A 26,615-nucleotide genomic window follows, 5' to 3' on the forward strand; every position below is an offset into this window, starting at 1 on the left:
ACTGAAAATCGAAAGGTCACCGGATCGATGCCGGTCGGAGCCACCAGACTTCTCCCCTACTCTCGTCTACGAGGTAGGGGTTTTGTCATCTCGGGTCAGAATCGCCTGGTGTACCCGAAGGTGTACCCGAAGCATCAGAGTTGAAGAACTGAGCAGGCCGACAGCCCAGAAGAAGGGCAACGGCTACGAGCTCCGAGAACGTGATCTCCCCGCCAACACTGGCGAGCCGGCCGATGTCCACCCCTTCGAGTTGGAAGGCGTCGTGGATGTTGCGCCGCACCAGCTCGGCGCTGGTTGCGGGTCTTGCAAGGTTGTTCATGCTGCTCCCCTGATAGTGACGTTTCGGGAATCGTAAGGGCACGAACGATTGAATCGTGACCATTTTGGGTCACAGAAGGTTCTGTTTGTCCGCTCGTCGAATGCGGGAATCTCAACGAACTCACATGATTCGTGGCCCTCGCAATGGGGTGGACTGGGGTACAGAGGATTACCCCTTGTCAACGATTCCGTCGAACCGTAGACTTCGAGAAGGTTATGTCAACCAACCCTCAGGGCAGTGCATGCCTGTACCACCGCCAAGGCTGCGATTCAGAGGAACGCGAATTCCTGCTGAACCGGTAGACCGGGATCACCGCGTCCGGTAGACGACCTCTAGTGTCAGAGGTCGAGCCGTAATCTGTGCTGGTGCCTGACTGGTCCCCTACCTCGTATGCGCGCCCCATGGAGTGGCTGCTACGCGCTTCGGAATCACAACCGCCCTACGCGGTGGTGCGGCGAATGCTGATGGGTGACCCGAACCGGCCTGAGGAATGGTTCCGTGTCGTCACGTATGCGCCGACCAGCGAGGCCAGGGAACTCATCGGCTGGGTGCGCACCCTCGAGGACGCTTGCCAGCTCGGGTGGGACTATAAGGTCGCTTTCGAGGAGTGGCGCCACGATCGTGCAGCACGGCGGGTCGACGCGAACCAGATGGAGACCCCGCCCGCCGGCGAGCTCGTGAAGTTCTGGCGGGAACACCGGACTTTATCCGAACGGCCTAAAGCGCCCTAAACGACGAAAGGTCCGCAGTCCGGATCGAAGCTTGGCTAGTACCCTCGGCGCTTCCGGGCTTCGCGGAGCTTGTCCTGAAGGGTTGAGCGTGCGACACCTGCGGCTGCTGCGATGTCGTCGAGCTTGCCCTCCTGGCTAGCGTCGAGGCAGATGTCCCATAGAGCCGCGTCCGCGTCTCGCGCTTCCGCGGCTGCCGTTTCGATGCGCGCGCGGGTGCGTTCGGTGAGTTCCTTTCGGGCGGCTACCACGGGTGCCATGTTGTCCTACTTTCCAATCGTACCGAATGTCGGTATGCTTGTCGGAGTAATAGTACCGGATTCCGGTAGGCACCATGATGTCGGTGGTGTCGAACATAGTTTCGAATGTTGAGACAGGAGAGCAGCGATGAACTACCCCGACGCCGTGAGCAAGCTCTACGAGGCCGACGAATTCGCCACGGCGCTGATCGAAGGCATCCTCGAACCCGTCAACGACACGTGGGACGACGACGTTGCGGAGATCGCCATCCTCGAGCGATTCGTGAAGCACTACGCCGCCCTTGACAACGCGATCGACGCAGCACGAGCCGAGCACGACTACAACGACGACCGTCCCATCGTCTTCGTCTGGGATTCCGAGCGCATGGAGCTCGTGCGTTTCGTCCCGCACCCGGCGAAGGAGGGGATCTGATGGAAAGCAAACCCGGCATCAATCTCATGCGGGCACTCGGCTACGACGACGATGCCCCTGAGACCAAAAGGGCGCGCGCATGGGCGAAGATCGACGACGCGTTGGAGAGGATGCGCGACGCCACCCACACAAAGGCGGAGTCCGAGACGGGAGCGAGTGATGACTGACGAGAACCTCATGGACTTCCTCGAACGGCGGTTCAACGACAACGACTACCTGACCCCGGTGGAGCAGGAGAAGCTGCGGGATCGGATCGCAGATCTTTCTCGCGCCCTGATATCTGACCGAGACCAAATCAAGGTTGAGGCAGAGAGGCTTCGCGGCTTCTATTTGGCCAGCCTGAAAACCGTTGCCGACTTGGACGTGGAGCGTGACGCACTCAAAGCGCAACTCGACAGCATGACGACGGAGGAGCGTTGGCGTCGGATTGACGTGAGGGGCGGGAAGATCGTGCAGACCGCCACGGCCGTCCGTGAGCAGCGTCTGGTTGGCCCGTGGGTGGAGGTGACCGACTGATGCAGATCCCGGACGAGATAGCCCGGCGCGAGCAGATCAAACGCGTCTACAGCCGGGCTTACGACGAAACCTTCGCAGCCGTACCAGCGGGGACCGATCGGGGTGTACTGATCGAAGCCGGTGTCCTGGCTGTCGCCGAGTGGGCACGGAAGGAAGCGGCAACCGCGATTCTCGACATCCACCGCGAGCACCACGGGGAGAACGAACACGGCCTGTACACGGTCTGCCGGGGATGTTCCGCGTCACCATACCCATGCGACACGGTCAAAGCGATCCGTGCACTCACAGGAGACGAATGATGGGGTTCTTTGACCAGTACCGGGATGACCCCGAGTACCAAGCCCTGATGGCCGACCTCCGCGAGCACTGGCACACCCGACCATGCCCCGAGGGATGCGGATGCACCGAAACCTACGACGACCGCAACCCGGACGTGCCAGACGGCGGGATGGGGCCAGCCGGATGCACATGCCCGCGATGCAATGGCGAAACGGCCTTTGGGGGAACCGCAACAGTTGCGGCACCCCCAAACACGACGAAAGCACCCCCAGTCCAGACCGAAGCCTGAACTGGGGGTGCTGGGTGCAGAGAAAGCCCCGACTCACCTGTGAGGATGGGCCGGGACTCGCTTGGTTATGGAGTTAGTGAGCCGCTGCCGGCGGCACGGTCTGCGAAATCGAGACGACAGTTCCGTGCGCGGTCGACGTGTAGACGCCGGACTGCGGCCGCGGGATCGCCGCGGTCGTGATCGTGCTCTGGATCTGACTGACCATCGTGTGTCTCCTTGTGTGGTGTTGCTATTGATTATGCACTCGGTGGCTGAGTGGGGTCCCAGACCTCGGGAGGGGCCTGACGCCCAGTCTCCTGTAGCCACTGATTCGCCTGCTGCTGCAGCCCTGCCATCAAAGGGAAGATCTGCTCAGGAGGAATACGGACCCGAGCGGAGACCGTGGTCTCGAGCACACCTGGTACGTCCTCGAGCGGCTGGCCGGACTGTGGGTCCGCCTGCGGGTGCGGCGGCATCTTCACGGTGAGGAAGTCGAGAACGAACGAGTTGGGTGTGTGCCAGATGTTCGCGAAATCGGCGTAGACGCCGACTTCCTGGCTGTCTGGTAGGCCCATCTGGAGGACCAGTTGTTGAGGATCGGGCATGCCCACAACCTAGGGGTGCAGTACTTCGCCTGTATGCCCCCAGCATGGGGGTCACGCGGTGATGCGAATCCACCCACCACCACGAACCACGATCTCCGGGCTGTCGGTGACGCGGACCTTCACGTCGGTGTCAGCGGTGACGACGACCGCGCCGGTCGAGTCAGCGTCCGGGCCCGCTACCAACAGCCGGCCGACCGCACCGTCCATGGTGAGAGCACGCCACTGACCATCAATGAACGCCTCCACAGCGCCGTGATCGTCAGGGAGGCCGGTGAACGTCCAATGGAAGTACTCGCGGCCGTCACGAGGGAGATAGGTCATCGGGTGCCTCCTGACACACGGAGCGGGTTCGGTTGTGCGTAGGCGTCGCGCAGGGGGTTCCTGGTGGGGCCGGACACGTAGACGGTGATGTCCCGTATCGGCAGGTTGATCTGCGCGGCAACCACATCTGTGACGCCGACCAGATCAACTACCGTGACCGTCCGCACGAGGGTGGTCGTGACGGTGTCGGAGACGTTGACCGGGTCGGAAGGCAGCTGCGAACGAGCCGCCGACCACGAAGCACTGTCCGCGATGCCCACAGGGTCAGCAGGGTTCGCGACAGGACCCGACGCGGGCTGGGCGTTGTCGACGAGGTTCAGCAGATCGGCAACAGTGACAACCCGATCCAGTTGGGCGAGGACCGCATCTGTCACACCCACCGGATCGGCAGGGTTGCCCGTATAGCTGCCACCACCGCTGATAGATGCGGCGACCACATCAGTGACCCCTACCGGGTCGCTCGAGGCCCGCACAGCGTCCACAGTGTCACTCAGCGTGTCCGTGGCACCAACAGGGTCCGCCGGCGCCTGTACGACCGTCTCAACATCCGCTGCAGCGTCAGTGACGCCCACCGTGTCGTTGAGGGTGTAGTCGTAGGCCAGGGTGATCGGTGCACCCGTATCCGTGACTCCGACCGTGTCGCTGACGGTGACGTTGACACTTCGCGCCACAGCAGCAGCATCGGTGACGCCCACAGCATCCGACAGGGTGATCTGAGGGCCGAACCCTGCAGTCACACTGTCCGTGACCCCAACCGCATCCGACGGCGTGCCGGTGTAGTTCGTCCCACCAGCAGACGCCTTGAATGCGATCTGCACAGCAGCAACGTTCTGCGCCTGACTCGACCATGTTGCGGTCGTCGCACCCACAGCACCCGCCGTGGCCTGGATCTTCTGCCCCACCACCAGAGACGTCTTCGCGTTCGACGGCCCAGTAGCCACCAGAGCTTGCACGAGCGAGGTGAACGAGTTGTTCCAGGAGAACGTGTTCGAAATCGTCCCCGAGTACCCATGCTGTGCGTGAGCGACAAGAACTAGATCGTTCGCAGCCGTGGTCGTGATCGTCGCAGCGGCGAGAGTCGTAGCGTTCGTGGCCGACGCGACCGTCCCCACCACATCAAACGGTGCAGCAGTGACCCCCGCGAGCTCGACGATCGCGAGGCTCGCGTACGTCGCCCCACCACCAGGGACGACACCGTAGACGGTTGCGTCCGACGACACCACAGGGCGAACCCAGATGTAGAACCCTTGGTCTGACACGTAGGAGAACCGTTGCGTCCACCCGGTGCCCGTGCTCCCCGAGGTGGTGTCCAGGGTGAGAGTGGAGTCCGAGTTCGCGATCAGGACAAGCGTGTTCCCCACGGTCGGGACACTTGCCAGGGTGGCGGTGACGATGGTGGCTGTGGTCGCATTCGATGCTGACTGCAGAACCGGCACTAGGTCACCTCCAGGTTCGGATGTAGTCCACCAGCATCGTCGGGTTCGCCCCCGGCCACGACTGCCCTGTACGCGCAGCAAGGTTGAGGATCAGGTACTGCGACCCACCGATCACCTTCGACGACGTTCTCGAGAGTGCACCATCGATGTAGAACGCGGTCGTCCCGTCCGACTTCCACCACGCCCCGTACGTGTGCCACGCCGTCAGGTTCGATGGGGCGTTCACGTGGACGGTGTCCTTGTCGGACGTCGTCACGTACACGTTCTGCTCAATCCCGGGGCCCATGCCGAACAGCTCGAAGATGTCCGTCTCCGGTGGCCACGTGTTCGTGGCACTGTTCGACATCCACCCCGCCGGCCACAGAATGTTCGACAGGACAGGGACCTGGATCCGCATCTCAACGAAACACCCCGGTGACGTCGTGTACGACTTCAGCGACTGCACCATGCCCGACTTGTACGACAACCCCGGGTAGGTGGTGGAGTCCTGCGCCATCGTCAACAGCAGGTTGGATGAGCCGTCGATGGTTGCGGAGGAGTCGTTGTAGTAGTTCGCGTTGTCCGTGTTGGTGCGGTTCCCGCCGGGATTCTGGATCGTGAAGATGTTCCACGCCGGGTACAGCGTGTCCCACTTCAACCGGTCCAGGGTGGTCCCGTTGAACTCGTCAGAGAACTTCAACGACCAACCAGACAGCCCGGATGGTTGAACCGCAGGATCCGATGTCGGGTCAACGAGCTGCAGAGTAGGCGACGGAATGTACCCGACCGTGACCGCCAGATTCCGCGGCACGGGCTACTGGCCCAGAATTGTGTGAATCCACGTGATCGTCAGGGTATCGCTGGCCCCTTTTGACCCGATGCCCGTGAGCAGTGCCCGGGAGATCGTGTTCGCCGCCGTCGACGTCGCATTCGTCGCGATCGTGTCAGTCGGAATCACCACCTCCGTGATCGGGGACGCCGTCGTCGCAGTACCAGCCGCATACGTGACCTTGTACGTCGCCACACCACCAGTCACCGACGGAAAGGAACCATCGAACGCCTGATTCGACCCAGACAGGTACGTGACCAGTGCAGCACCCGCACCCGTCTTCGCCACAGCCGTCGACCCCGAACCCAGCTTCATCCCCGTCGGGAGGGCAGACGAGGTCAGGCCGGCACCACGGGATGCGTACAGCTGATCCCCCACCGAAGTGACCAGGTTGTGGGTCTTGCAGTAGCCCTTCAGCTTCCCGTCCGGACCGCGAAGCTCAGCAACGACCGTGCCGTGAACACTGAGCTTGGATGCGGTGCCTCGAGGGCGGTCCATCGTCGCGGACAGAGTATCGGCGACGCGAGTGGTTTCGTTCATGGATCTACTCCTTCGGGTTGGGGTTAGACGTGGCCGCTGACACGGGACGCAGCAGCCTGCTCGGACGCTTCCTGCTCAGACGGGGTCAGGAGGGCGTGCTGGTTGAGGATCTGATCCTTCACTTCGGCTGGGATGCCGCCCTCCGAGGCAGACTTCGGAGCCGACCCCAGGCCGATCCCGGTGAGCCACGCATCGACACCAGGGAGCGCCATGATCCGCGCCAGGACGCCCTGGATCGCGACAGCAGCAGCGGATGTAGCTACCAGCCACTGTGCAGGCCACTGATCAGCGAGGACCCCGACGATCGCAACGATCGTGGGAACGGCGGCGACGACCGCCTGGACGATGGTGCGCAGAACACGCTGGTTGGGATACCAGATCGTGGACACGTGCTTACTCATAGAATTTCTCCGTTCGGGTTGTCTGGTGCTCGATGCTTGGCCGGCGGCATGAACTTGTTCCGCGGCCACGTGTTGTTGAAGTCGTCGATCCACTCGTTCTGCTCCTGGTCGGAGTCGGCCAGCTTCTTCAACTGTTTGCCGTGCTCCTCGAGCAGCTCGCCGTGATCCCGGAGAAGCCCAACGATCTCGCCGTGGCGGTCGTCCTGCTCCTCACGAAGATTGATCGGGGTGCCGTCCGGTTTCTTGTGGTTGTTCTCCACTTGCTCTCGAGTTGCCGCTACGTCCTCGCTGACCTTCTTGACCTTCCCGGAGACACGGGCGGCAACAATCGTCGACGCCCACGGGCCGACCACGAACGTGATCAGGGCGACGATGATCGTCACCCATCCCCCAGGAATGTCGATGAAAGTGTTGCCGCCCGCCAAAACCACTGCGGACATGCATTCCCCCTCTCAGGGAGTAGGGGGTTACCAGGGCTCGCTGAATGCGCCAGTCCGCATGTTGTCCATGTACCCAGGAGTTCCCGGACGAGCCGGCGGCTGCACGACACGGTTGTAGTCCCACCCGTTCCCCGCACCCAACCAGGGCACGATGTTCCACGGGATGCCGTTCGCCTCGCACAGGGCGTGGAACTGCGGGTCGGCGAGCTCCGAGATGGGTCCGAACTGCACGGTGCCGTCCTTGTAGTTCTGGTCCGGCAGGTGCTTGATGAATCCCTGCCCGATCAGGTACGTCTGATCGGTGCTCGTACGAGTGGCACGCACAGCCATGATGTCCTCCAGAATGGGTTTCGCTACCGAAGCAGCAGGGGTGAGATGAGTGACCGACCCAACGCCGGCACTCGAAGTCAGATCAACCAGAGACGGTCCACGGATCGCCCAATGCCACGACTCCGACGAGATCGTCTGCTTCAAACCGACCATCGCGAAGAACTTCGCACGCAGCATCTCGTCGAACACCGTCGGGCAGTAACAGTCCGCCGCGATACCCTGCGTGTGCTCCGACGCCATCGTGTTACCCGACCTCGGGTCGGCAGCCGACGGCGTCTCACCCCGCAAGAATCGGCCCCACTGGAACCACACCGTTGAAACACCAGACGCCGTCTGCCACGCATTACGCACGTTCGCATCGGAAGGCACACCGAACGGACGCCCAGCCTCCGTAAGACTGATCCGCCCACCCGCAGCACGAATCTGAGGAAACGCCCACTGCAGGCGCCGCAACAGGTCACTACCGGGCGCGAACTCGCCACCCTCCCACGTGATCAGACCCTTACCATCAACGATCGACATGAGCAGGCTCCTTAGACCGGGAAGGAGAGCATGATCGGAATACGAGTGGTGCCCGTGATAGCCGTGCAGACGGAACCATCCGATCGAACGAACGTGAACTGTCCCGAGTTCGCCGCTGGACCCGGAATCGTCAGAGCCGGCCGGAACCCGGCAGGTAGCGTCATGATCGTGTCCAGTGCCGTGTATGACGCCTTCGAAACGGCACCAGCAAGGTACGTGACCCGGTTGAGACGCCGGTACCGGAACCCCGTCCAGATCGTGTCCGTGAACGTCACCCACCCGGAGGCGAACTCCGTTGTCGGGGTGATCCACCCCGTGTCCTCGAGCGTCTGAATCCACCCCGACGACGTGTACAGCCACGACAGACCCGTGTCCGTCTCAAACCACTCCAGACCCAGCCAGGCGGGTGCACCGGGCGCAGTACGGTTCGCGGCAGTGTCTTGGATGCGATTCCCGAGCTTCTCCGTGAACGCTCGTGCCGCGTTCAGATCTGCGGCGGTCTGGGTGGGCGTGTTCGTGAACACAGGCCCACCCTTCGCGCTCGTAAGCGTGTTACCCATGCATGCCTCCAGGGCTTGTGGTTGTCAGATCCAGGTGATGCGGATCGCGCCAGAACGCGGGTCCTCGGTGAGGTCGCGCATGATTGTCGGGCCGCCGCCGTGGTTGAAACCCCACCCGTACGACCCGCCACCGGACTTCAGGGCCTGACCGATCGAGTTGTCGACTGTCACCCACCCGGCAGCGATCCCGACCGTCTGACGGTTCGTCATCGACGGCGCACCGCCAGGCTTTGATGGGTGCGGATGTGTGGCAATGTTCGGCGCGGAACCACGAATCTGGACCGGGGAGATATACACCTCGGTCTTCTGGATCGTCGCCAACGGCCAGATCGTGCCTGAGATCTTCGAACCGAAGAAAAAGGCGCCCAGGTTGCTGTCAGAACTCCAGACTTGGTTCGTGAACCAGCGGGACCCAAACGAACCAGAATCGGTCGCGGTGAACTCCTGCACGTTCACTCCCCCACCACCGCCGGGCGCACCTGGCACCGGGGGCGGGGCCGGTGTGGTCGACATGACTGACACCACGTGCGGGAGCTCGCCCGACCAGAGAAGCTTGCACTGCTGACCAGCAGTCAACGTGGCGCCGTTCGGGTAGGTGGCTATCACCTGCCCCTGATCAGTGTTCAACGTCACCAGAGACGACGCCACCGACACGACAGTCCCCTCAGGAGGGAGCGGTGATGCAGGGCCGACCATGTACGGGGTGTCGTTGACAAACACCACAGTCACATCCGAATTCAAGGCGGGCCGGTATGACGTCCACACCTGTGCCGGAATTCGACCACCACCGACATCGACGAGGAGACGTCCGTTCGACAGTCCTCTGTACTGACCCTGAAGCACCCGCACCTTGGACACGCCCTTGATCAGCGCGAGAATTGCGGTTGCGTCATCCATTGATGACCACCTGCATGGTCTGTGTGGGGCCAGTGTCCCGTTCGATGGACTTGATCCTCCCGGTGATCACCTTCTTCGCCCGCTCAACCGTGATCACGTCTCCTCGTTCCCGCAGAGGGTTGAAAGTCTCAACGATCGGCACCGTCCGCCGGCCGATGACGGCGACCCGCCCAAGCTCGCGCTGTGCGTACTGCAGGGCTGTAGTGGTGTCCGTCACATACTGGGAGTCAACGAACTCCGTAACAGCGCCCCAAGGTGAGCGCGATCCATCCGCGTTGACTGCACGCAGCGGACCGTCTGTCTTCGCCGCGGTCGCGAGAATCGCAGTCCCTCCGTCCGTCGTCGAACGCACCGCGACCCGGTTGTACACGCCATCTGTGGCCATGCCCTTACCGACCGAGACGATGGTCCCCCGATCGCCGCGGTACAGCGCATCGATAGGGGCGGGCCACGCGTTCGGCCGCATCGACAGGGCACCATCGGCTGTCATGTGCAGGGTCGCATCGAGGACGTTCGCCAGGTCGTAGACGGCTTTGAGTCGGTCCTCCTGGTACGCGACCGCTCGAGGGATTAGCGCATCTGCGATGTTCCGAGTGATCTGGAGACCGGTCTGACGGCCGATTTCCGCCCACACTGACGTCAGATCAGTCGGAGCGGACGGGGCGTCGAAACGGTCCTGCTGGACACGCTGCAGCCTTTCCTTGAACTCGACGTCGACCATCGAACCCGTGGTGATGTACTGCCCCTTGAACAGCATCTCCTCGTCCTGCGCCGACGGGACGTTCGTGATGCGGAACTGCCCAAGGGGAACTTTCTCAATGAATGGGCCGGCGACGATCGTTGAGTACAGGTAGATCTCGGCGCCAAAAGGTGCCAACACCCCCTGTGCACTGTCCGGAGTAATAGAAGTGCCGTAGTCGTCTTGCCATACGACTGTGCACGACCCGCTCTGCTGTACCTGTGCCGAGCCGTCTTCATCGAAACGCACTTTTGTCACTGGAACGTTCGGGATGCGGCGTTCGCCGGCGTAGTAGAGATCCGCCGAGTAGTAGTGATCAAACTCTCCCCCGGCAAGGACCGCGCGACAGACGTCCGAAGCGATCCGGCTCACGGTGCCACCCCCGCCAGCGAATAGTCCCGGTCACGGTCGAAGTAGGACACGTACGCGGCATCCATGACGTCGTAACCAGCCGAATAGAAGAAGTCCAGGTCGTCGTACCCGAGCGCCGGCTGCGAGAGTGCCGGCGCGGGTGGGCGCACCTCAGTGATGTCCCACACGACCCGCAGGTCATCGCCCTCCCGCATGACGTCGAAGTCGATCTCCTTCGTGGACGGGCCCACGGCGAACAACAGTCGAGGCAGACGACTTGGAGCGGTCGTCCGTATGCACAACACCGCGGTCTGCGGTGCCGAATACGTGCCCAGCATGCGTGAAAACATGTCGGCCTGAGCGGTCGTCAGTAGCAACTCGACGGGCGCTTGGATACCGGTTCGCCCGGAACCGATCCATGTCCCAACTGTGGCACCCTCAGGGAAGACAAACTGCCCGTTGGAGGAACGACTGATCTCTGTGGCGGTTGCACTGGTCAACACTGGTGACACGTACAGCTCAGGCTGCAATGGCTGATGGATGAACACTCCCGTAAACCCGAGCGTCACGGTCGCTTGCGCGGAGAACTGGACCCGGTTTCCGCTCGCGTCGAGGAGTTCAGCAACATAGGTGGCAGTGACGCTAGGGCACTCCGAATCGGGAACAGAGATCGCGGTACCGGGCGCCACGTTGATGCCGCCACGTACAGGGAACTGGCGGTCCTCAGCGGTCCTCCAGATCGTCATCGCAGGGATCTGAGGCGAAACGTCCGTGATGACAACCTCACACCAGGGCAGGTCGGCGTCCGTGTGCGCGAGCCCACCATAGGGATTGAGCACGATCGACGGCGTGTACAAGACGGATGTCGACGCGTGCGCAGCACCCGACCAAGCCCACATCAACGAAGTGGAGGGGTCCGCGTACGCGGGTGCGCTCGATCCGGGCACGACCATGACCGCGTCCACGTCAAGCGTGTTACCGATGGACCAGCGGGTCGCATCGGTGTCCTGCACCTGCAGCACAACACGAACACCGCCCGTCCCGGTCGTGAACGTGACCGTCAGGAGTGTCCACGTGTTCGCAGCCACCGACACAGGCGTGCCGACAGTAGTAGACCCAACCTGCGACGGTGTCGTGTTGTACACCAAGGCCGAAAGAGTCAGAGTCTTCGCCTTCGACGGGCGAACCCACACCGTGGCCGTGTACTGGGTCGCCGCGACGACATCGATCCTCTCAACGCCCGTGTTCGCGTTGTGGCCGACCGCCATCCCACCACCAGTAGCGGTAGAAGCGGTCGACCACGTCGCCCGAACAAAATCGGCACCCGAATAGCCGCCCGTCGACAGGTACGTCAACGGTGCAACACCCGTCGTCCCCGGGAGCGTGTAGGTCCCGGTCGCGTTCGTCTCGAATGACGGATTCTTGAACAGGTTCGTCAGCTGCGACATCTACTGTGCCCCGTTCTCGAGCGCCACGCGTCGTCGCGTGTTGCCACGCGTGACGTACATTTCGATTAGGTCTCCCAGTGCCGCACCCGAGTTGTTGACGACCTCGACCTTCACGTCGCCCCCACCAAGACGACCAAGGACATCCGGGCTGAGAGGCACTACGGCCTCGTCGTATCGTCCCTCGCCGATGATCGCTGCGGTTCCGCCGTTCGTGGCCTGAACAATGCCGCCCTGCGCGAGGCGCGGGATCTTACCGATCGTGAGGTTTACGGCACCACCGGTGGCGTCCTTCACCATGCCGGCGACACCGTTGATGCCCCCGATGACCCCGTTCACGGCGTCGATGATCGAGTTGATGACGCCCTTCACGATTCCGACGATGCCGTTCCAAATGCCGGAGAAGATCTGCACGATCCCGTTCCATGCCTGCTTCCAGTTGCCCGTGAAGACGCCAGTGAGGAAGTTGATCACACCACCAAGGACATCCGTGATGCCCTTGATGACCGGCTGCAGTACGTTCGAGATGATCTGCACGACGGACTGGATGACGGGAATCAGGAACGCGAAGGCACCCTTGAGAACTGTGCCGATAACGTTCGCGAGGAACGTCAGCACGGCCGACAGGGGCGGGATGATCGCGGACACCAACTGCAGCAACGGCTGAATCAACGCCAGGATCGGCGTCAGCAACTGAATGAACAGATCAAGGATCGGCTGCAGCACCGGCATCAACGCTGCCACCACTTGGATCAGTGGTGTGAGGATCGCCTGAATGAGCGGCATGAACGCAGTGATCAGTTGCATGATGATCGGCGCCAATGCTTGGAAGATCGGCGCCAGCATCGAGATCAGAGTGGTGGCCAGGTTCACCACCATCGAGATCACCGGAGCCAGGATCGAGATCAACTGTGTGAAGATCGGCACCAACGTCGAGATCAGACTCGACGCCAACTGCAGCACCACCGGGATCAGCGGGGAAACCGCGGATACCAGCGCAGTCACCAGCGGCGAAATTGCCTGGAAGATCGGCATCAGAGCCGAGGCCAGCAACGACACCAGTGGCACAACCGCGTTCACGATCGTCCCGACTACCGGCCCCAAAGACGAGAGCGCCGGCACAATGGCCTGAAGTACTGCACCGATGACCGGAATCACCGCGCCCGCGAATGCGGAGAAGATCCCTGACAGTTGTGTGATCAACGTCAGCACGGAGGGCAACACTGCGACCAGCACACCGCCCAGGATGTTCACCAGCTGGGACAGGAACGGCGCCACAGTGAGCAGCGCATTCGCAAGCACACCACCGATGGTCTGCGCCATCACGGACAGCGCCGAACCGATCTGGTAGATCACCGGCGACAGTGTCGTAAGTAGGTTCCCGAATGTCTGACCGAGCTGCGCACCGATGACGCCGAAAGCCGCCTGCAATTGCGGCGATACAGCGACCAACCCCGCAAACGCGGCAGCGAGGATGCCGATAGGGCCAGTCAGTGCTGTCGCTATTGGCGCCAGCCCGCCCAGCCCAGGAATGGCCGCTAGGAGCCCTGTTAGACCGCCGGCACCAATGGCTGCGAAGGCTCCGGCGAGCGGAGCCATTATGCCAGCGAGAGGCGCGAGGTTTGCGCCAAGATTCACAAGACCACTGTTCGCGTCCGTGAGATAGAGAATGAATCCCTGCATCCGCGGACCCACGATCGATCCGATCGCGGTTCCAAGACGGGTAGCGGCGGCCTCAAGCGGTGCCATCGCCTGGGTGATGGCGATGATCGTGGTGGCAATGCTCGGAAACACCCCAGAGAGTGCACCCGCGCCGATCCGGGAGAGCGAAGCCTGAAAGTTGTCGAACGCTCCGGGGATGGTCTTGCCCATCTCCTGAGCGACGGTCCCAGAGGCAGCCGTCATCGCCGACTGGAACTGATCGAAACCGATCTGCCCCTTGGAGGCCATATCGAACACCGCACTGGCCGTGACGCCGAGCTGTGAGGCCAGGGCAGCATAGATCGGGATCCCACGATCGGCGACCTGCTGCAGGACGTCGTTCTGCGCCTTACCCGTGGAAGCGACCTTGTTGAAGATCGACCCCATATCGCTAAGGCTCGAACCGGACGCTGCGGCAGAGTTCGCCACCGACTTCAGGACGCCCTCGAGCTTCTGTCCCGGCTTGATACCAGCGGCCACTGCACCTGCGGCAACAGTCGCCGCGTCTCCGAGGCCGAAAGCAGTGCCCTTGACCGCAGCTAGGGCATTCGCCATGATGCCGTTGACATCTGCGGCAGAATTCCCGAGGCCCGTCAGCTTGGCCTTCGCCACGTCAATGTTGTTCAGACGAGAAAACCCGCCCACAAGGGATGCACCGATACCGGCCGCAGCTGTGGCAACGGTCGCGGTTGCTGCGCCCTTGAGCACGTTGCTGAGAGCACCGTTGAGGCCTGCGCCCATCTTGGCGCCGGCTTTCTGACCGGCCTGCTCTGCTCCAAGCTGGTTCTCGATGTCCTTCTGGACACCGGGCATTTTGACGTAAAGGGCTAGGTAGGCGGCAGCGATTTCGGTCGCCATCTGGCACCCCCCAATTCGTCGTCTAGCCGCTCTGCCGGCGTTGCCGTTCGAGGTAGGCGGTGCCCTTGCGGGACATCGATTTCGCTGCTGCTTCGCGTTCCCACGCCCACACCGCATCAGGAGCGCGTTTCGGCTGTTCACCCTTGGATCCGCGTTCGCGCCATTCAAGGACGCGCAACCAGAAGGTGTTCTCGCGGATCTCGAGCTCCAGTTCGGAGAAGGACGCAGGACCACCGATCGAACGCCAGAACACCGACCCTGCGGGGAGCCATGTGACGAGATCGCCGAGGTCATGGGTGCTCAGGGTGTGGTTACCCCAGACTTGGCGAAGGTCGAGGTTGTATTCAGACCTCAGCGCGGCACGCAACGCTCCACGGTGGGCTGCATAGCCGACGCTGAGGATCAGGAGTTTGGGTCGAGTGCTCCGAACAGCTCCTGGATGAACTCGATCCCTGTCTGGAAGCGGACGCGACCATTCGGGCCTCGAAGTCCCTCCATCACCTTCCGGTAATCGTCGTCGCTGACCAACCGGCGGAGGATGAGTGGCATTCGTACACGGTCCGCATCGGTTCCGTACTGGACGAGCCCGATCTCTTCGACGAGTTCGAAGTCGTCAAGCGCGTCGTCGGGAACGGTGACTGTGATCCCCCTGAGGGTGACGGTACGGCCACCATCAACCTTTGTGATCTTCGGCTTTTCGGCCTTTTCCAGGTGATCCTCTGGCTTCTTCGGTGCAGTCATGATGGCTCTCTTCTAGGAGGCGATGGCTCGAATGAAAGTGGCCCGGGCGGATCGAGCCATCGATTACCCGCCCGGGCCACGCAGTTACGGCGTGGTCGCAGTGACGGCCGGGTTGGTGCCGCCCGTCAGGGCGGACCCGTTTGCCACGAGTGCGGCCGCGGCCGGGAAGGTCAGCGAGAACGGGCCACCGGCAGAACCAGTGCCAGTGACACCCGACACGCCAGTGACACCTGACAGTGCGTTGAGGGCAGCAGCGACAGCCGCGCCAGCAGCGTTGTAGGCGATCGGTGCTGTCGTGGCGCCGTTGAGCTGGATTGTGAACGTGCCGCCAGTCGGGGTACCGGAGATCGTCACCGTCCAGCCAGTGCCAGTGACAGTTCCTGCGCCCTCGAAGACGTAGTAGTCACCGATGATCTCCCCCTGGAAAGGGAAGCCGGCGATGTCGCTGTTGACGTACTCGCGGTCACCGTTCGGAACGATCTCGAGGCGTGGAATAGCCCACACCTCCTTGATCGTGGTGTTGTCGAAGTCGTAGAAGCAGATCACGGCAGCACGGGCTTTGACCGTCTGCCCGGCTCCTCGAGTGACCTGTCGAACACCGGCGACCGTGGTGACCGACTTCTCGTTGTATCGCAGCGACTTCGTCTGCGGCTTCGACTCGAGCGCGGTGAAGTCGATAGTCGTGCCCGGCTCGTTCACACGAGAGCGAACGACCTTCGCACCCTGGTAGCCCCGGACAACCTCTTTCGAGCCGGTAGCTGCCTCCTTGATGCCGTCCTCGTGGAGCCAACCGACATCCTCGAATGCTCCGTCCAGGGCAGCATTGATCGACGCCGGAAGAGGCGTACCGATCGGGGCCAGGTTGATGCCATCCAGGTCAGACCCGAAGATCCGGGCGTTTGCGGCGTTTACGGCCATAGTGGTTTCCCTTTCGTCAGTAACCGGTCATGGCCGGCTGGTTATCGGTGGGCGCGCACCATCAGGGAGACGGTGAACGAGTATCGGGATATCCCGGTTTCAGGGTCTGGGTCGTAGTAGAGACCGGCGACCTCTTCGACGCGCTTGACGAGCGGCATTGCCGTGTAGTCGTTGAACAGAGAGCCGCGGCATTGTCGGGTCAGGTCACCTGCAGAAACGTCATCCGACGCCCACCCCTGAACGGTGATCTGCGCCTGCTCGAGTACGCGGTTCACCGCTGACCCACCTGTGCGCCAAGCACGAACAAAAGTGGCGGGTCGAGGGTTTGGGATCCGCGTCGAAACCGGCTGTGTCACACGCGCATCGAGGAACGCGACGACCATCGCCTCAACATCGTCGAGGACCATTGGTGCCGTCATCGGCCGGCGTCCAAAGCTCGCGTGAGTACCTTGGTATCGGCTTCCTTCTTTGCCGCTTCCTGCGTACTGGTTTGCACAAACGCGCGCGCCGTATACCTGCCTGGCTTTACTACGGCCTCAAATCCTTCTCCGGCTGCGGCGGCGATTCGTTTCGCCCGCCTGGCAAGTTCCGAAGTGACTTCGGGTCCCTTGATGATTTTGCGGATCCCGGAGATCTTCAGCGCTACCCGTGTGCCGACCATCGTTTCAGCCCTCCACACGTCTCAGCGTGATGACGTTGACCTTGTGGTTCTTGTTCGGATGCCGCCACTGTCGGGTTTCGCCCTCGACTTCGTACAGGTCGCCGCGAGCGGTGACCCGATCCTGTGCGTCGAAGACCACGGTGGACGGTGCGTAGATCGTGGGCTCGACGATCACTCGGTCGGAGCCAGGTTCCCGAAGTTCAGAGGTTGACCCTGGGGCGAAGACGTAAATCGAAACCGGGACAGGAGTGCCCCATTCGTTCGTTGGGTTTCCGTGGGTATCGGTGGCGCCAGCCTGGTGTGCAGCCCACAGGACTTCCTCACTGACCGCGCGGGTCACAGCAGATTCACCCCGCCCACGTAGTCCGGGGAGAACGGCGAAGTTGGAGGGATGAGGGAGATCGTGAAGGCGCCCTGAGTGCGGGCCTGAAGCTTCGCGAGCTCATCTTCGGTCAGTCCAAGTCCACCAGGAGTGTTTCCGCCGTAGGTGACCGAGTCTGTGATTGGTCCTGTGGTGGTGTTTGCTTGCCGGATACCCTCTGGGTTGCGGAAAACCCGGGTGACCATCGCAACAACCACATCGATAGCGGTCTGCTGAAGATCCTGGCGCGCTGGGCTCTCTGCCGCTTCAGCACTAATGCGGGACTGAATGTCCGGGACGCGGTACTTGACCTCTCGTTCCGCCTTGTCAATCCACGTCTGAGTCTTGATCGGATCTGCCGGCGCGTCCTCTCCGATCCAAGCGTCGGTCACGTCGGATGGGTCAGTCCAAGACATCGGGATCCTCCTCCGAGTGTTACCGATAGGGGTGGGCTAGCCAGAAACGGAAGCCCACCCCTAGAAGGTGTTGTTTAGACGGCATCCGTGTAGGCGGTGAACGCTCCGACAGAGTCCGACTTGACGAAGCCGAAGTACGCCTCCACGAGAAGGAGCACCAGGTTCTCCTGGAACGCGGAGTGCGTCGTACCGGCCTCGTCGACGTAGGAAGCCTCCGTCGACACCTTCACGGTGATGTCCATGCCCTGACCCCAAGCCGCCTGCGACCAGTCGCCACCGATTGCACGGAGCTTGGTGTCGATCGCCGGAGACTGTGCCACCACAGCTGCGGGCGCGGTACCGCCGGTGAGGGCGGAGCCGTCCGCGTAGATCGGTGCAGCGGGGCCACCGACCGGCGACAGGGTGATGGTGTAGGGGCCGCCAGCGGAGCCGGTGACCGTCGCCGCCGACCACAGCGGGCTGAGCGCGCGAATCGCAGTCTGGACTGCAGAGGTGGCCGCGTTGTACGCGATACCGGGAGCGGTCAGCCCACCAATCTTCAGAGAGAACGTACCGCCGGTCGGGGTTCCCGTGATCGTGACGACCTGGACGCGGTCGCCGGAGCGGCGGTAGGCGCCGGAGACGCCGCGGTTGTAGTACGCGGGGTAGCCGATGAGGTTTCCGTTGCCGAGTCCGAGCGTGGGGTCCGACACCCACAGCGGCTTGCCGGTCGTGTCGGTCTGGAGCTTCAGCGTCGGCTTGAGGAGCGGATCGCCCGCGAAGCCGGAGAAGTCGAAGCCAGCCTGTGCGACAAGCTGCTCACCCTTCACGAGATCGGCGTACATACCGCCGTTGGCCTGCGAGGTGGTTCCGAGCTCGACGGTGTTCGCGCCCTTGGTGAGGTAGTCCGCGAACGGCCCCGCACCGCCAGTGCGCAGGTCAAGGCCGCGGATCGCCGCGTAGTCGAACGCGCGAGCGAGCGCCGTGGGCAGGTCCTGCTGCAGCTGGTCGTAGACACCGGCAGCGTTGGTGCGGACGATCTCCTCGGAGAAGGGGACGAGCAGCGCGAGCTTCTTGCCCGACATCTGCTTGATGCCGAATGCGGACGAGCCGACCGGCTTGGATCCGCCCTCAGACACCCAGCCGGCGACGGGGATGTCCATGGAGACAGGGACGACGGTGTTGGCGGTCAGTGACAGTGGCACCTTGCGTGCGAGCTGCTGAACGGCCGAGACCTCGTTGGTTTTGTCGAAGATGGGACCTGCCACGGTGGGCGGCAGTACTGCGCTGGGCAGGTTTGCGAGAGTTGCGGCGACCATTGTGGTCTCTCCTTATGGGTTTGGCGCTCGACTACTTGCCGAGCTGCTGCTGGAGGAACCCGGCGAACTGGTCCTCGGGTGAACCACTCAGGTTCTCCACGTGGCTGCCTTCGCCGGCGGCGACGAAACGGGTGTCGCCCTTGAATTTGATGAGCGCGTCTGCGGCCGCTTCGAGTTCTTCTTTGGTGCTGCCGGAAAGCAGCTCCGCGGGGACTCCCTTGGCGGCGGCTACCTCAGCGCGGGTGGCCTTGACTTCAAGCTCAGCCGACCGCTTTTCGGCGGCGTCGAGCCGTTCCTGGACCTTCTCTGCTTCGGTCTTCTGCGACTCGCGGATGGTGTCGAGCTCGGTCTTTGCCGTCTTCAGCTCGTCGTAATCCGCGAACTTCGCGCGCTCCCTCGCGATGCGCGCCTGAATGGCCTTGTCGAAGTCCTCCTGAGACGTGATCGCCTCGAACCCCTTCGCCTGTTCCTGCTGCTGCGAGTTGGCTTCTTCCGTGACAGTGGTGCTGTCCGTCTGCTCAGACACGCTGAGCCCCTTTCCGTATGAGGGCCGTCGCCCGTGAGCCGCGAAACGGTCGCGTACCGCCACGGAAGAAACCGTGGAAGTCTTCAGTCGGGGATCGGAACGAGAACACTCTCGGTACGGGGGTAACCGCGGACCGAGTACGTGTACGTCTCCCGGGTGTAGAAGGTCGGCTTGGTGACGCAGTGGCAGTCGTCGTGATACTCGTGTGCGAGAGCTTGCTTCCCTCGCGCCTTCACGCCTTGCCCAATTCCGCCAACCTTGCGGCTACCGCTCTCGTCGAAAGCCCGTGAGGGATCTACGCCTCGACCGATCGCGACACCAGCGGCATCCTCTGACCGGTACACGGGACCGCGGCCGGCGAGCATCGTGCAGAATTCGCATGCACCGGGCCGCGCCACCCGCGACCAGGATGTTGACACGACGTCTTTGCGCGCGTTCGTGTCGATCGTGTTCCGGCCGGCATCAGCGACGGCACGCTGAGTCGTCCCACTAAGCAGAGCCAGGACCGTGGAATTGGACTGACCGAACAATGGGCCAACCGCCCATCGAACGGATGCCGCCATCTGGTCGGCGTTCAGGTTAGCGACTGTTGTGGCGTAGAACTCCCCGCCCACCGCCGCATGCCGAAGGTCTTCATACCAAGCGGCTGACAACTCCCCTGAAGCAGTCACATAGGGCTGGATCACTGCGGGGAAAGCATCAATGAGTAGATCCCTAATCTTGACCGGGTCCCCGTCTGTTCCGACCGCTGCCAGGAGCAATCCGACATCGTCGACAGCGCGCGTCGACAACGCAGTGAGGGTGTCCCTGTACGCCTCGATGTCTTGCATCGTTGGCATAGGCAACACCTCTATCCGGCTGTGTCAGAGACGGCTGGTTGGCCAGGGGACGGCCTCGCGACGGTGTCCCGCAGCGACTGAACGAGGGACCCAACCGACGCGCGGCGTTGTTCGGCCTGGAACCGGACGATCTGCTCACGCGTGAGACCCGCGTACTCCATACCCACCTCGGACGTTCCGAAACCGGCGATACTCGCGGAGAGTTTGCTGAACGCGTCTGCACGAGCGGATGGCGAAACGATCGCAGGGTCAGTGAACTGTGCACGCAGCGCCTTCATCTCCCGCGGAACCTCACTCAGTCCATCCCGGAGCATGACGGCCATCTGCGCAGCCTCCACGGCTCCGCGGCCCCACAGCTTGTTGGCGTCACGAGTCGTGGTGATCAGCGTCTCCTTGGCGGCGAAGATTGCGTCGGCGCTCGATGGATTCGATGCGTCGGCGAACTTCACCTCCATGTCCTGGTCATCAGCGAACAGGTTCGCCCACATACGCAACTGATCGACGTGAGGTTGTGGGGAGGCGCCGTTGAATCGGTGCAGGTCGGGCTTGTCGTCACCGTCTTCGATGTCAAGCGCCTTCACGCGCCCCATGACCGCCGACCATTTGTCATCGCCAACGAACTTCGTCACGTCAGCGCCGAACAGCCAGTACGAGTCTGCAGAGTAGAACTCCGCTGACGTTTCGCTCCGAAGGATCGTACGAAGCGCGGCGTCAGAGTAGTACATGGCTGCCCGCGTGATCCGCGAATGGCCGAGCGGCCGGCGAAGCTCGTACTTATGCACCAGCGGCGCAACGGGTACTCGACCGAGAGGGTTTAGAGCAACATCCGTGCTCCATCCGGAAGAGTCACGATCGAGGGTGTACATGCGCTCGCGCGTGTACATGATCATCTGCGAAACAACACCGTTTACATCGACATCGGTGATCGAGAGGAAGCCCTTCAGATCACGTCGCCGCCGATCCCATATCGCTGCGGAGTTTTCGGCCGCGCGAGGGATGATCAGTACGTCCGGTTCGCCCGTCGCGCCCTGCGACACGGTGAGAAACGAGCAGCCGTGGACTGCCGAGGAGACAGTGGCAGCAGGGAACTCGTAGATGAACCGGTTGTCGTCAAGGATCTCGTCAAGCCCAAACGGATCGTCGCCACCAGAGGCGGTGACGAAACCCTCGAACTCGGAGCGGTCGGTCACCGCGTGGACGCCTTTTGCAACCCAGCCGAGCGCAGCACCAACTCGAGTCATCGACGGCGGCACGGCGATTCCAAAGTCCTTCAGCGCTGCTTCACCGTCGTAGTAGACCGACCTGATCGTGTTGCGTGAATGCTTGGCCAGCCACACATTCACCAGCTGCTGCAGAAGAGGCTGATCGGTCCCCAGATCAACGGCAGGCGCAACGAAGACGGTACTCACCTCGTTCAAAGGATGACCGCCTTCCGCTCGCTGTCGCCTTGCGGCGTTCGTCTTGAAGTTCTCGCCCCCCAGAGGGCCAAGCTGACCGCTTCGAGCGGGGTTTCGTCTCCGTCTGGTGTGGTTGCCTTCCACCCGCCGCGCTTGTCCTTGTCCACAACCGAAACGGACGCATCAAGTGCGGCCTGACCATCAGCAGCAAGGTGAGTGACGGCGATGTCGCCTTCACCCTTCATTGCGTCGTCGAGCATCCCGCACGCCTGCAGGTACTGGGGGGTGTTCACGATCTGGATTCGCTTCTCACGAACACGGCGCTCGATCAGCAGCTGCTTCAACACCTGTGCGCCAGCAGCACCGGAGAGAACTATCGAAGCGGATCGCCGCCAACGAGGAACGCCGTCGACGTCCTTCTCGGCAAACCAGTCGGCGAGCGGTGCCAGCCCGCCATCGATCGCGCCGGCGTATGCATCGACGAGCTCCACATGGATCCCATCTGAATGCTTCAACGCGCCAGCGAGAGAAAGTCGCATCCCGTCCGCCGAGAACGCAACCCCGAAGACGCGCACACCCTCTGTAGCTGGAGCCGCAGCGATCCCCGTTCGCTCCCAAGAGTCAGCCGAGACCGCTCTAGTGCCTACCGACCCCAGATCGGACAGCCACATTCCAAGACGGTCCTGAGCGAACTCCTCAGTCGTGTACGACTCAAACTCGCCCTGCACGATCTCGTGATTGATGCGTGTGTTCCACGCCGGGTTCGCGACCCACCGTGTGTACTCGGAAGCAGGATCGAAATCCGGGTGTCCCGAGTCGGCGCCCCACTCAGCCCACGCCGCAGCCGTCGAAGTCCCATCGATCGCGGCCCTACGGATGCTCTCAAACACCTCGCCCATCTGTCCTTCAACGTCCTCCCGTGTGGGAGGAGTACCAAGAAGCCAGACCTGCGGATTCGGCATTGCCGACATTGTCGAGTTGATCGAAACCCATGCCGGCCGTTTCAGCCGCTGCGCCTCGTCAAGCAGCAGACAGTCTGAGGAGAACCCTCGGCCACCGGAGCCGGTGCGCGCCTTGAACTGGATGGTGGCGCCGTTGCGGAACTTGACCGCCTCGCGGTTGATCGCGTTCATGATGCCGTTCGGCTTGACGCGATCCATCAACCATCCGTTACCGTCCGCGTCGAGGATCTCAACCATCTTCGAGAACGCTTCCCGCGCGGTGTCCTGCTGATGCGCCGAGATAACGATCTTCTTCTCACCGAAGAGCAGCACGCCTGCGAGCGCTCGAGCTACGAGCAGCTGGCTCTTGCCGTTCTGCCTCGGCACGGAGACGCCCACACGCTTGGCAGCCCACGTAGCGTCAGACCGTTCACCCATCGCAGCCTGCAGGATGATCTCCTGCCAGCCGTCAAGAACGATTCCGGCCTGCTCTGAAAGATCAGCGACGTCTTCCCACGAATTAGCCCGTCCCCCGACCGGCTCGACCAATGCGCGCGGTGGCGCCTCCCCGAGAAGCTCGACGGGCGGCGATTTCGTCAATCGGGTCACCCGCCTTCTCAGACTTAGCGGCGAGATCCGCGATTGTCGACTCGAGCGCACGCCACTGATTCATCAGAGGCGCCCGCTTGTCAGGATCGGCAGCCTCAATCGACTCCCACATCACGTCACGAGCACGCTTCAGATCATCGATTCGAGCCACGCCGGCTCACCTCCCCCGAGCTGAAAAGATCCGTGTGTGAAAAGGCCCTATGCCGTGGGTGGGCCGTCGGGCCCGGGGGGAGGGGTGGGTGCCCTGGTGCATTTGCTGGCGTGTCGGATGTGCTTCTTGGTGTTCTAGGCGGTTGCCCGTGTCGTTATCGAAACGAGTCGCTGTGTCGCGTTGCTTGTTGGTGCAGGGTGCCCGGGGTGTTGTTGCTCGTGGCTCATTACCAGATCGGTGATGCAGTAACTGGTGCGGTGCTCGGTTGTTGGCCGTGGAGCTTGGTTCTCGCTTCTGCCAGCGTCATCGTCGACTTCCACCTGTTGCATGCGCGGTGGAGGAGATGGCAGTTGGAGCGGTCATAGGGTGAGCCGCCTCGTGAGCGGGGGATGTCTTCGTCTACTTCGCCGCGCATTGGGTGTGGGATGCATCCTGTGCATGTCCCCCCTGGGCATCGTTTGCCGTGCCCCCCGGGGGTCATTGTGAGGGAGGGGTCTACGGGTTCGCCACAGAGGGCACACCGGGATTCTTCTGTCTTGACGCGGGCGGTGACTTCACGTCTCCTGTGCCCGTTCGCGTTGTGCATCGGAGTGGACACGTTGCCCTCCGAGCGGCGAATCTGGCGAGGGCTACTGGCGTGCCGCTCGTGACTTCTTCTTGATCTTCCCGTTCGGTTTCACCGTGTAGGTGATGACTCGTCCGCGTGGGCTGAGGGCTCCGATGACGAGCAGGATGATTGGGACGATGAATGCGGTCAGTAGTCCGATGATGATGAGAAGGATGAGGCCCATGCATCCGAGCTCGTTGCGTTGGAAAACGGCGACTTGAGTCTCGTCTGCATAGCGAATCTGATGCCCGCGCGCGATCGCTTCGTCGAATACCTTCGCTAGGCGAGGGTTGGCGGGCTTGGTGAACGCGGCCGGCATTGTCATGGTCCCTAGTATTGCGGGCGTTTGATGTCTTTAAAAGCCACCAAACCGGGTGTGAGTTCCTCTGGCTTATGCCTCGAGTGCGTTCTTCATGGCTGCCTTGACTGCGTCGGTGTTGACGCTGAGTACGAGTGTGCAGCGGACGGTGGTGTCGCCGGCGGGGTTGAGTAGGGTGATGTCGAGGCTGCCGGGGTCGATGGTGGTGGGGTCTATTCCGGCGAGGGTGAGGACGGCGGTCTCGAAGGCGGGGCCGAGAGCTATGGGCATTTCGCACCTCCGTTGGTTGGTTCCGTCCTGGGCCCGACTGTGGTGAACGTTGGGGCTGGTCCGGTCGCGCTTGGCGCCTGCACGGTGGCGCGCTTGGTGAGGAGTCTTCGGCCCTGTTCTGTGTTGGGGGGTGAGTCGGGTCCAGGAACGGAATGGGTGCCGGGTGTGGTCGACCCCCTGGTTGATGTCACACCCGGACGTGGTCAGGTTTGGTGGCCTGATTGGTGGTGGGTCAGGTTTGTGGTCCTGAGTGTTTGTCATCCGAGCTGATGTCGGGGCGCGCGACTGTGGGCCGCTGGAACGAGAAAAGCCCCGCCGTTTCCGGTCGGGGCTTCTCGTGGTTGGTGGCTTCCTGTCCGGTTTTAGGCGGACTTCTGGAAGGCACTCACATGTTATCGCAGAATGACATGGTTGTCATTCGTGGGCGGTATCTCCACCGGTTGGCGTGTCGGCTGAATCGAACAGCCATTCCTCGTATCCGTTCGAGTGCCCGTAGTTCATCGCCACGGGGTGACCCTTGCGGCGGATGCACGTGACCAGACCGACTCCGCGGAGAGTCACCGTCTGCCCACACTCGACGAATGGCGGCTCCATTACCGGGCGGTTCAACCCGTTTGAATCGGTGGTGTGTCGGGCGAGCGGCGGCGGGAACCGTTTTGGGATATCGCTCATGCGCTCACGTTACCCTTTTCCTCCAGCTCTCCGATCAGTTCTTCGACGGCGTCGTGTCCTGTCCATGTGGTGACGGGGTTGCAGGCTTTGCAGATGGCGGAGAGGATGACGGGTTTGTCGTTGTCGTCGAGGCGGTAGAGGAGTTCGAGGGGCCATGTTCCGCCCTCCCCGTCAGGACCGGTCCAGGATCGTTTACCGCAGATCGGGCACGGGTAGGTGATGCTACGCCGGCGGGGTGGGTCCATGTGTGCGCGGATCAGGTTTGTCCATCCGTGCAGCTGGGTGATGTACCAGGCTGCGGCTTCGGGGTCGCTGTTGAGCTTCGAGAAGCGGGGCAGCCAGTGCACCAGGTTGAGTCTCGCGTCCTTCACGGCGGTGACGTTGATGATGCGGCACCAGTCGGCCGTCTGAGACGCGATCTTCGCGTACTCGTACAGTGCGGTCGAATCGAGAATGTTGCGGGTTGAGGCGAGCGCTGAGGACCCGGCAGCGGTGTTGCTGGACGGTATGACCGCGTCACGGAACTGGTCGAGGAGTGGTGCGTGTTCGACGGTCCAGGTTTTGAGGTGGTTGCCGTCGTCGTCGAACTGCCGAACTTTCTCGACTACGGGTTTGGTGAGTGCTTCGACCGCTGTCAGGAGCGGAGCAGTGTCGGTCAATTGCGGTACCTCGTCTCGTTGTAGAGGTTGGGTTGGCCGGCGCGAAGTTTCTGCAGCTCGGCGTATCGAAGTTGGTTGTGGTGGATGTTGCGCTGCTCCTCGATGGACTTCGGGATGAGCATCACGTGACGCGGTCGCGGTCTCGAGTACTCGATGGCTTCGCCCGTCGCGGGGACGAATGAGGCTCGCTCTCCCGGAAGGTCGGGGTCGGTGTCACTCATCCGTCCGCCTCCGTTCGTTCTGCTTCGATGAGTCGGTTGATCGCGCCCGCATCCGTGGTTGTGGTGCAGAGGGCATGAGCATCCAGAAGAGCCTGACGGCGGCCTGCTGCGTACCCGGCGATGAAGTCCTCTTCGGGTGTCGTTCCCGACCAACCGGGGTTGTCGTACCAGACTTCCCATGCATCCTTCGCGGCGCTCACTGTTCTTCTCCTTGCGAAGTTCCGAATGGTTCGCGTCCTGATCGGAGCGCAGCCACGATTTGCTCAACGGTCA

37 protein-coding genes are annotated in these 26,615 nt (G+C 62.4%); 5 read left to right on the forward strand and 32 right to left on the reverse strand.

The window, feature by feature from the left end; all coding sequences use genetic code 11:
- Positions 1-85: 85 nt before the first annotated feature.
- A complete protein-coding gene (locus ACFVU2_RS20975) occupies positions 86-319 on the reverse strand; it encodes a hypothetical protein (protein WP_387878628.1) in 234 nt (77 codons plus the stop codon).
- 401 nt (positions 320-720) lie between these two features.
- Between ACFVU2_RS20975 and ACFVU2_RS20980 the strand changes: the two genes are divergently transcribed.
- From ACFVU2_RS20980 to ACFVU2_RS21000, 5 genes are all read left to right on the forward strand, one after another.
- Entirely contained in the window at positions 721-1,050 is a 330-nt protein-coding gene (locus ACFVU2_RS20980) for a hypothetical protein (protein WP_387878630.1), read from the forward strand.
- A gap of 384 nt (positions 1,051-1,434) precedes the next feature.
- A complete protein-coding gene (locus ACFVU2_RS20985) occupies positions 1,435-1,719 on the forward strand; it encodes a hypothetical protein (RefSeq protein WP_387878631.1) in 285 nt (94 codons plus the stop codon).
- A complete protein-coding gene (locus ACFVU2_RS20990; protein ID WP_387878633.1) occupies positions 1,719-1,886 on the forward strand; it encodes a hypothetical protein in 168 nt (55 codons plus the stop codon). The genes ACFVU2_RS20985 and ACFVU2_RS20990 overlap by 1 nt, the downstream gene beginning before the upstream one ends.
- Positions 1,879-2,235: a hypothetical protein gene (locus ACFVU2_RS20995; RefSeq protein WP_387878634.1), complete on the forward strand. Its 357-nt coding sequence runs from the start codon at positions 1,879-1,881 to the stop codon at positions 2,233-2,235. Before ACFVU2_RS20990 ends, ACFVU2_RS20995 begins: the two co-directional genes overlap by 8 nt.
- Positions 2,235-2,534: a hypothetical protein gene (locus ACFVU2_RS21000; RefSeq protein ID WP_387878636.1), complete on the forward strand. Its 300-nt coding sequence runs from the start codon at positions 2,235-2,237 to the stop codon at positions 2,532-2,534. The genes ACFVU2_RS20995 and ACFVU2_RS21000 overlap by 1 nt, the downstream gene beginning before the upstream one ends.
- 342 nt (positions 2,535-2,876) lie before the next feature.
- Here ACFVU2_RS21000 and ACFVU2_RS21005 read toward each other — a convergent pair whose 3' ends face one another.
- The 31 genes from ACFVU2_RS21005 to ACFVU2_RS21155 form a co-directional block, all read right to left on the reverse strand.
- On the reverse strand, positions 2,877-3,008 hold the full coding sequence (locus ACFVU2_RS21005; protein ID WP_387878638.1) for a hypothetical protein: 132 nt from the start codon (positions 3,006-3,008) through the stop codon (positions 2,877-2,879).
- Positions 3,009-3,039: 31 nt separating this feature from the next.
- Positions 3,040-3,387: a DUF3467 domain-containing protein gene (locus ACFVU2_RS21010; RefSeq protein WP_387878640.1), complete on the reverse strand. Its 348-nt coding sequence runs from the start codon at positions 3,385-3,387 to the stop codon at positions 3,040-3,042.
- A 51-nt stretch (positions 3,388-3,438) separates the two neighbouring features.
- A complete protein-coding gene (locus ACFVU2_RS21015) occupies positions 3,439-3,708 on the reverse strand; it encodes a hypothetical protein (RefSeq protein WP_387878641.1) in 270 nt (89 codons plus the stop codon).
- Entirely contained in the window at positions 3,705-5,144 is a 1,440-nt protein-coding gene (locus tag ACFVU2_RS21020; RefSeq protein WP_387878644.1) for a hypothetical protein, read from the reverse strand. The genes ACFVU2_RS21015 and ACFVU2_RS21020 overlap by 4 nt, the downstream gene beginning before the upstream one ends.
- Positions 5,145-5,148: 4 nt before the next feature.
- Entirely contained in the window at positions 5,149-5,934 is a 786-nt protein-coding gene (locus tag ACFVU2_RS21025; protein WP_387878646.1) for a hypothetical protein, read from the reverse strand.
- A 3-nt stretch (positions 5,935-5,937) separates the two neighbouring features.
- The gene (locus ACFVU2_RS21030; RefSeq protein WP_387878648.1) at positions 5,938-6,492 is read right to left on the reverse strand and encodes a hypothetical protein; all 555 of its coding nucleotides are present in this window, start codon (positions 6,490-6,492) and stop codon (positions 5,938-5,940) included.
- A gap of 23 nt (positions 6,493-6,515) precedes the next feature.
- A complete protein-coding gene (locus tag ACFVU2_RS21035) occupies positions 6,516-6,893 on the reverse strand; it encodes a hypothetical protein (RefSeq protein ID WP_387878650.1) in 378 nt (125 codons plus the stop codon).
- A complete protein-coding gene (locus ACFVU2_RS21040) occupies positions 6,890-7,333 on the reverse strand; it encodes a hypothetical protein (RefSeq protein ID WP_387878651.1) in 444 nt (147 codons plus the stop codon). The genes ACFVU2_RS21035 and ACFVU2_RS21040 overlap by 4 nt, the downstream gene beginning before the upstream one ends.
- Positions 7,334-7,360: 27 nt before the next feature.
- Positions 7,361-8,185 carry a hypothetical protein gene (locus ACFVU2_RS21045; RefSeq protein WP_387878653.1) on the reverse strand — a complete coding sequence of 275 codons (825 nt, stop codon included), beginning with the start codon at positions 8,183-8,185 and terminating at the stop codon, positions 7,361-7,363.
- Between the two features lie 11 nt (positions 8,186-8,196).
- The gene (locus ACFVU2_RS21050) at positions 8,197-8,709 is read right to left on the reverse strand and encodes a hypothetical protein (RefSeq protein WP_387878655.1); all 513 of its coding nucleotides are present in this window, start codon (positions 8,707-8,709) and stop codon (positions 8,197-8,199) included.
- A gap of 60 nt (positions 8,710-8,769) precedes the next feature.
- The gene (locus ACFVU2_RS21055) at positions 8,770-9,642 is read right to left on the reverse strand and encodes a hypothetical protein (RefSeq protein WP_387878657.1); all 873 of its coding nucleotides are present in this window, start codon (positions 9,640-9,642) and stop codon (positions 8,770-8,772) included.
- On the reverse strand, positions 9,635-10,753 hold the full coding sequence (locus ACFVU2_RS21060) for a hypothetical protein (RefSeq protein WP_387878660.1): 1,119 nt from the start codon (positions 10,751-10,753) through the stop codon (positions 9,635-9,637). Before ACFVU2_RS21060 ends, ACFVU2_RS21055 begins: the two co-directional genes overlap by 8 nt.
- Complete coding sequence (locus tag ACFVU2_RS21065) at positions 10,750-12,180, reverse strand: hypothetical protein (RefSeq protein WP_387878663.1); 1,431 nt, start codon at positions 12,178-12,180, stop codon at positions 10,750-10,752. The genes ACFVU2_RS21060 and ACFVU2_RS21065 overlap by 4 nt, the downstream gene beginning before the upstream one ends.
- Entirely contained in the window at positions 12,181-14,736 is a 2,556-nt protein-coding gene (locus ACFVU2_RS21070; protein ID WP_387878666.1) for a tape measure protein, read from the reverse strand.
- Between the two features lie 22 nt (positions 14,737-14,758).
- Positions 14,759-15,103 (reverse strand): hypothetical protein, encoded by a 345-nt coding sequence (locus tag ACFVU2_RS21075; RefSeq protein WP_387878669.1) that lies wholly within the window; start codon positions 15,101-15,103, stop codon positions 14,759-14,761.
- Positions 15,104-15,138: 35 nt separating this feature from the next.
- A complete protein-coding gene (locus ACFVU2_RS21080; protein ID WP_387878671.1) occupies positions 15,139-15,477 on the reverse strand; it encodes a hypothetical protein in 339 nt (112 codons plus the stop codon).
- 84 nt (positions 15,478-15,561) lie between these two features.
- On the reverse strand, positions 15,562-16,395 hold the full coding sequence (locus tag ACFVU2_RS21085; protein ID WP_387878674.1) for a hypothetical protein: 834 nt from the start codon (positions 16,393-16,395) through the stop codon (positions 15,562-15,564).
- 41 nt (positions 16,396-16,436) lie between these two features.
- On the reverse strand, positions 16,437-16,802 hold the full coding sequence (locus ACFVU2_RS21090) for a hypothetical protein (protein WP_387878676.1): 366 nt from the start codon (positions 16,800-16,802) through the stop codon (positions 16,437-16,439).
- 258 nt (positions 16,803-17,060) lie between these two features.
- A complete protein-coding gene (locus ACFVU2_RS21095) occupies positions 17,061-17,231 on the reverse strand; it encodes a hypothetical protein (protein ID WP_387878678.1) in 171 nt (56 codons plus the stop codon).
- A 161-nt stretch (positions 17,232-17,392) separates the two neighbouring features.
- Entirely contained in the window at positions 17,393-17,833 is a 441-nt protein-coding gene (locus tag ACFVU2_RS21100; RefSeq protein ID WP_387878681.1) for a Gp19/Gp15/Gp42 family protein, read from the reverse strand.
- 74 nt (positions 17,834-17,907) lie between these two features.
- Positions 17,908-19,131, reverse strand: coding sequence for a phage major capsid protein (locus ACFVU2_RS21105; RefSeq protein ID WP_387878682.1), 1,224 nt, complete (start codon positions 19,129-19,131; stop codon positions 17,908-17,910).
- A 31-nt stretch (positions 19,132-19,162) separates the two neighbouring features.
- Complete coding sequence (locus ACFVU2_RS21110) at positions 19,163-19,657, reverse strand: hypothetical protein (RefSeq protein WP_387878685.1); 495 nt, start codon at positions 19,655-19,657, stop codon at positions 19,163-19,165.
- Between the two features lie 83 nt (positions 19,658-19,740).
- Complete coding sequence (locus ACFVU2_RS21115) at positions 19,741-20,496, reverse strand: hypothetical protein (RefSeq protein ID WP_387878688.1); 756 nt, start codon at positions 20,494-20,496, stop codon at positions 19,741-19,743.
- Positions 20,497-20,507: 11 nt separating this feature from the next.
- Positions 20,508-21,905 (reverse strand): phage portal protein, encoded by a 1,398-nt coding sequence (locus tag ACFVU2_RS21120; RefSeq protein ID WP_387878690.1) that lies wholly within the window; start codon positions 21,903-21,905, stop codon positions 20,508-20,510.
- Positions 21,906-21,910: 5 nt separating this feature from the next.
- Positions 21,911-23,443 (reverse strand): terminase large subunit domain-containing protein, encoded by a 1,533-nt coding sequence (locus tag ACFVU2_RS21125; protein ID WP_387878692.1) that lies wholly within the window; start codon positions 23,441-23,443, stop codon positions 21,911-21,913.
- A gap of 780 nt (positions 23,444-24,223) precedes the next feature.
- Positions 24,224-24,526: a hypothetical protein gene (locus ACFVU2_RS21130; protein WP_387878693.1), complete on the reverse strand. Its 303-nt coding sequence runs from the start codon at positions 24,524-24,526 to the stop codon at positions 24,224-24,226.
- A 66-nt stretch (positions 24,527-24,592) separates the two neighbouring features.
- Positions 24,593-24,790 (reverse strand): hypothetical protein, encoded by a 198-nt coding sequence (locus ACFVU2_RS21135; RefSeq protein ID WP_387878696.1) that lies wholly within the window; start codon positions 24,788-24,790, stop codon positions 24,593-24,595.
- 414 nt (positions 24,791-25,204) lie between these two features.
- Complete coding sequence (locus ACFVU2_RS21140) at positions 25,205-25,462, reverse strand: hypothetical protein (protein ID WP_387878697.1); 258 nt, start codon at positions 25,460-25,462, stop codon at positions 25,205-25,207.
- Positions 25,459-26,121, reverse strand: coding sequence for a hypothetical protein (locus ACFVU2_RS21145; RefSeq protein ID WP_387878700.1), 663 nt, complete (start codon positions 26,119-26,121; stop codon positions 25,459-25,461). Before ACFVU2_RS21145 ends, ACFVU2_RS21140 begins: the two co-directional genes overlap by 4 nt.
- On the reverse strand, positions 26,118-26,342 hold the full coding sequence (locus ACFVU2_RS21150; RefSeq protein ID WP_387878703.1) for a hypothetical protein: 225 nt from the start codon (positions 26,340-26,342) through the stop codon (positions 26,118-26,120). Before ACFVU2_RS21150 ends, ACFVU2_RS21145 begins: the two co-directional genes overlap by 4 nt.
- The gene (locus ACFVU2_RS21155) at positions 26,339-26,542 is read right to left on the reverse strand and encodes a hypothetical protein (RefSeq protein ID WP_387878705.1); all 204 of its coding nucleotides are present in this window, start codon (positions 26,540-26,542) and stop codon (positions 26,339-26,341) included. The genes ACFVU2_RS21150 and ACFVU2_RS21155 overlap by 4 nt, the downstream gene beginning before the upstream one ends.
- Positions 26,543-26,615: the final 73 nt, after the last annotated feature.

It is taken from the genome of Leifsonia sp. NPDC058194, assembly GCF_042883605.1.
Taxonomy (GTDB): Bacteria; Actinomycetota; Actinomycetes; order Actinomycetales; family Microbacteriaceae; genus Leifsonia.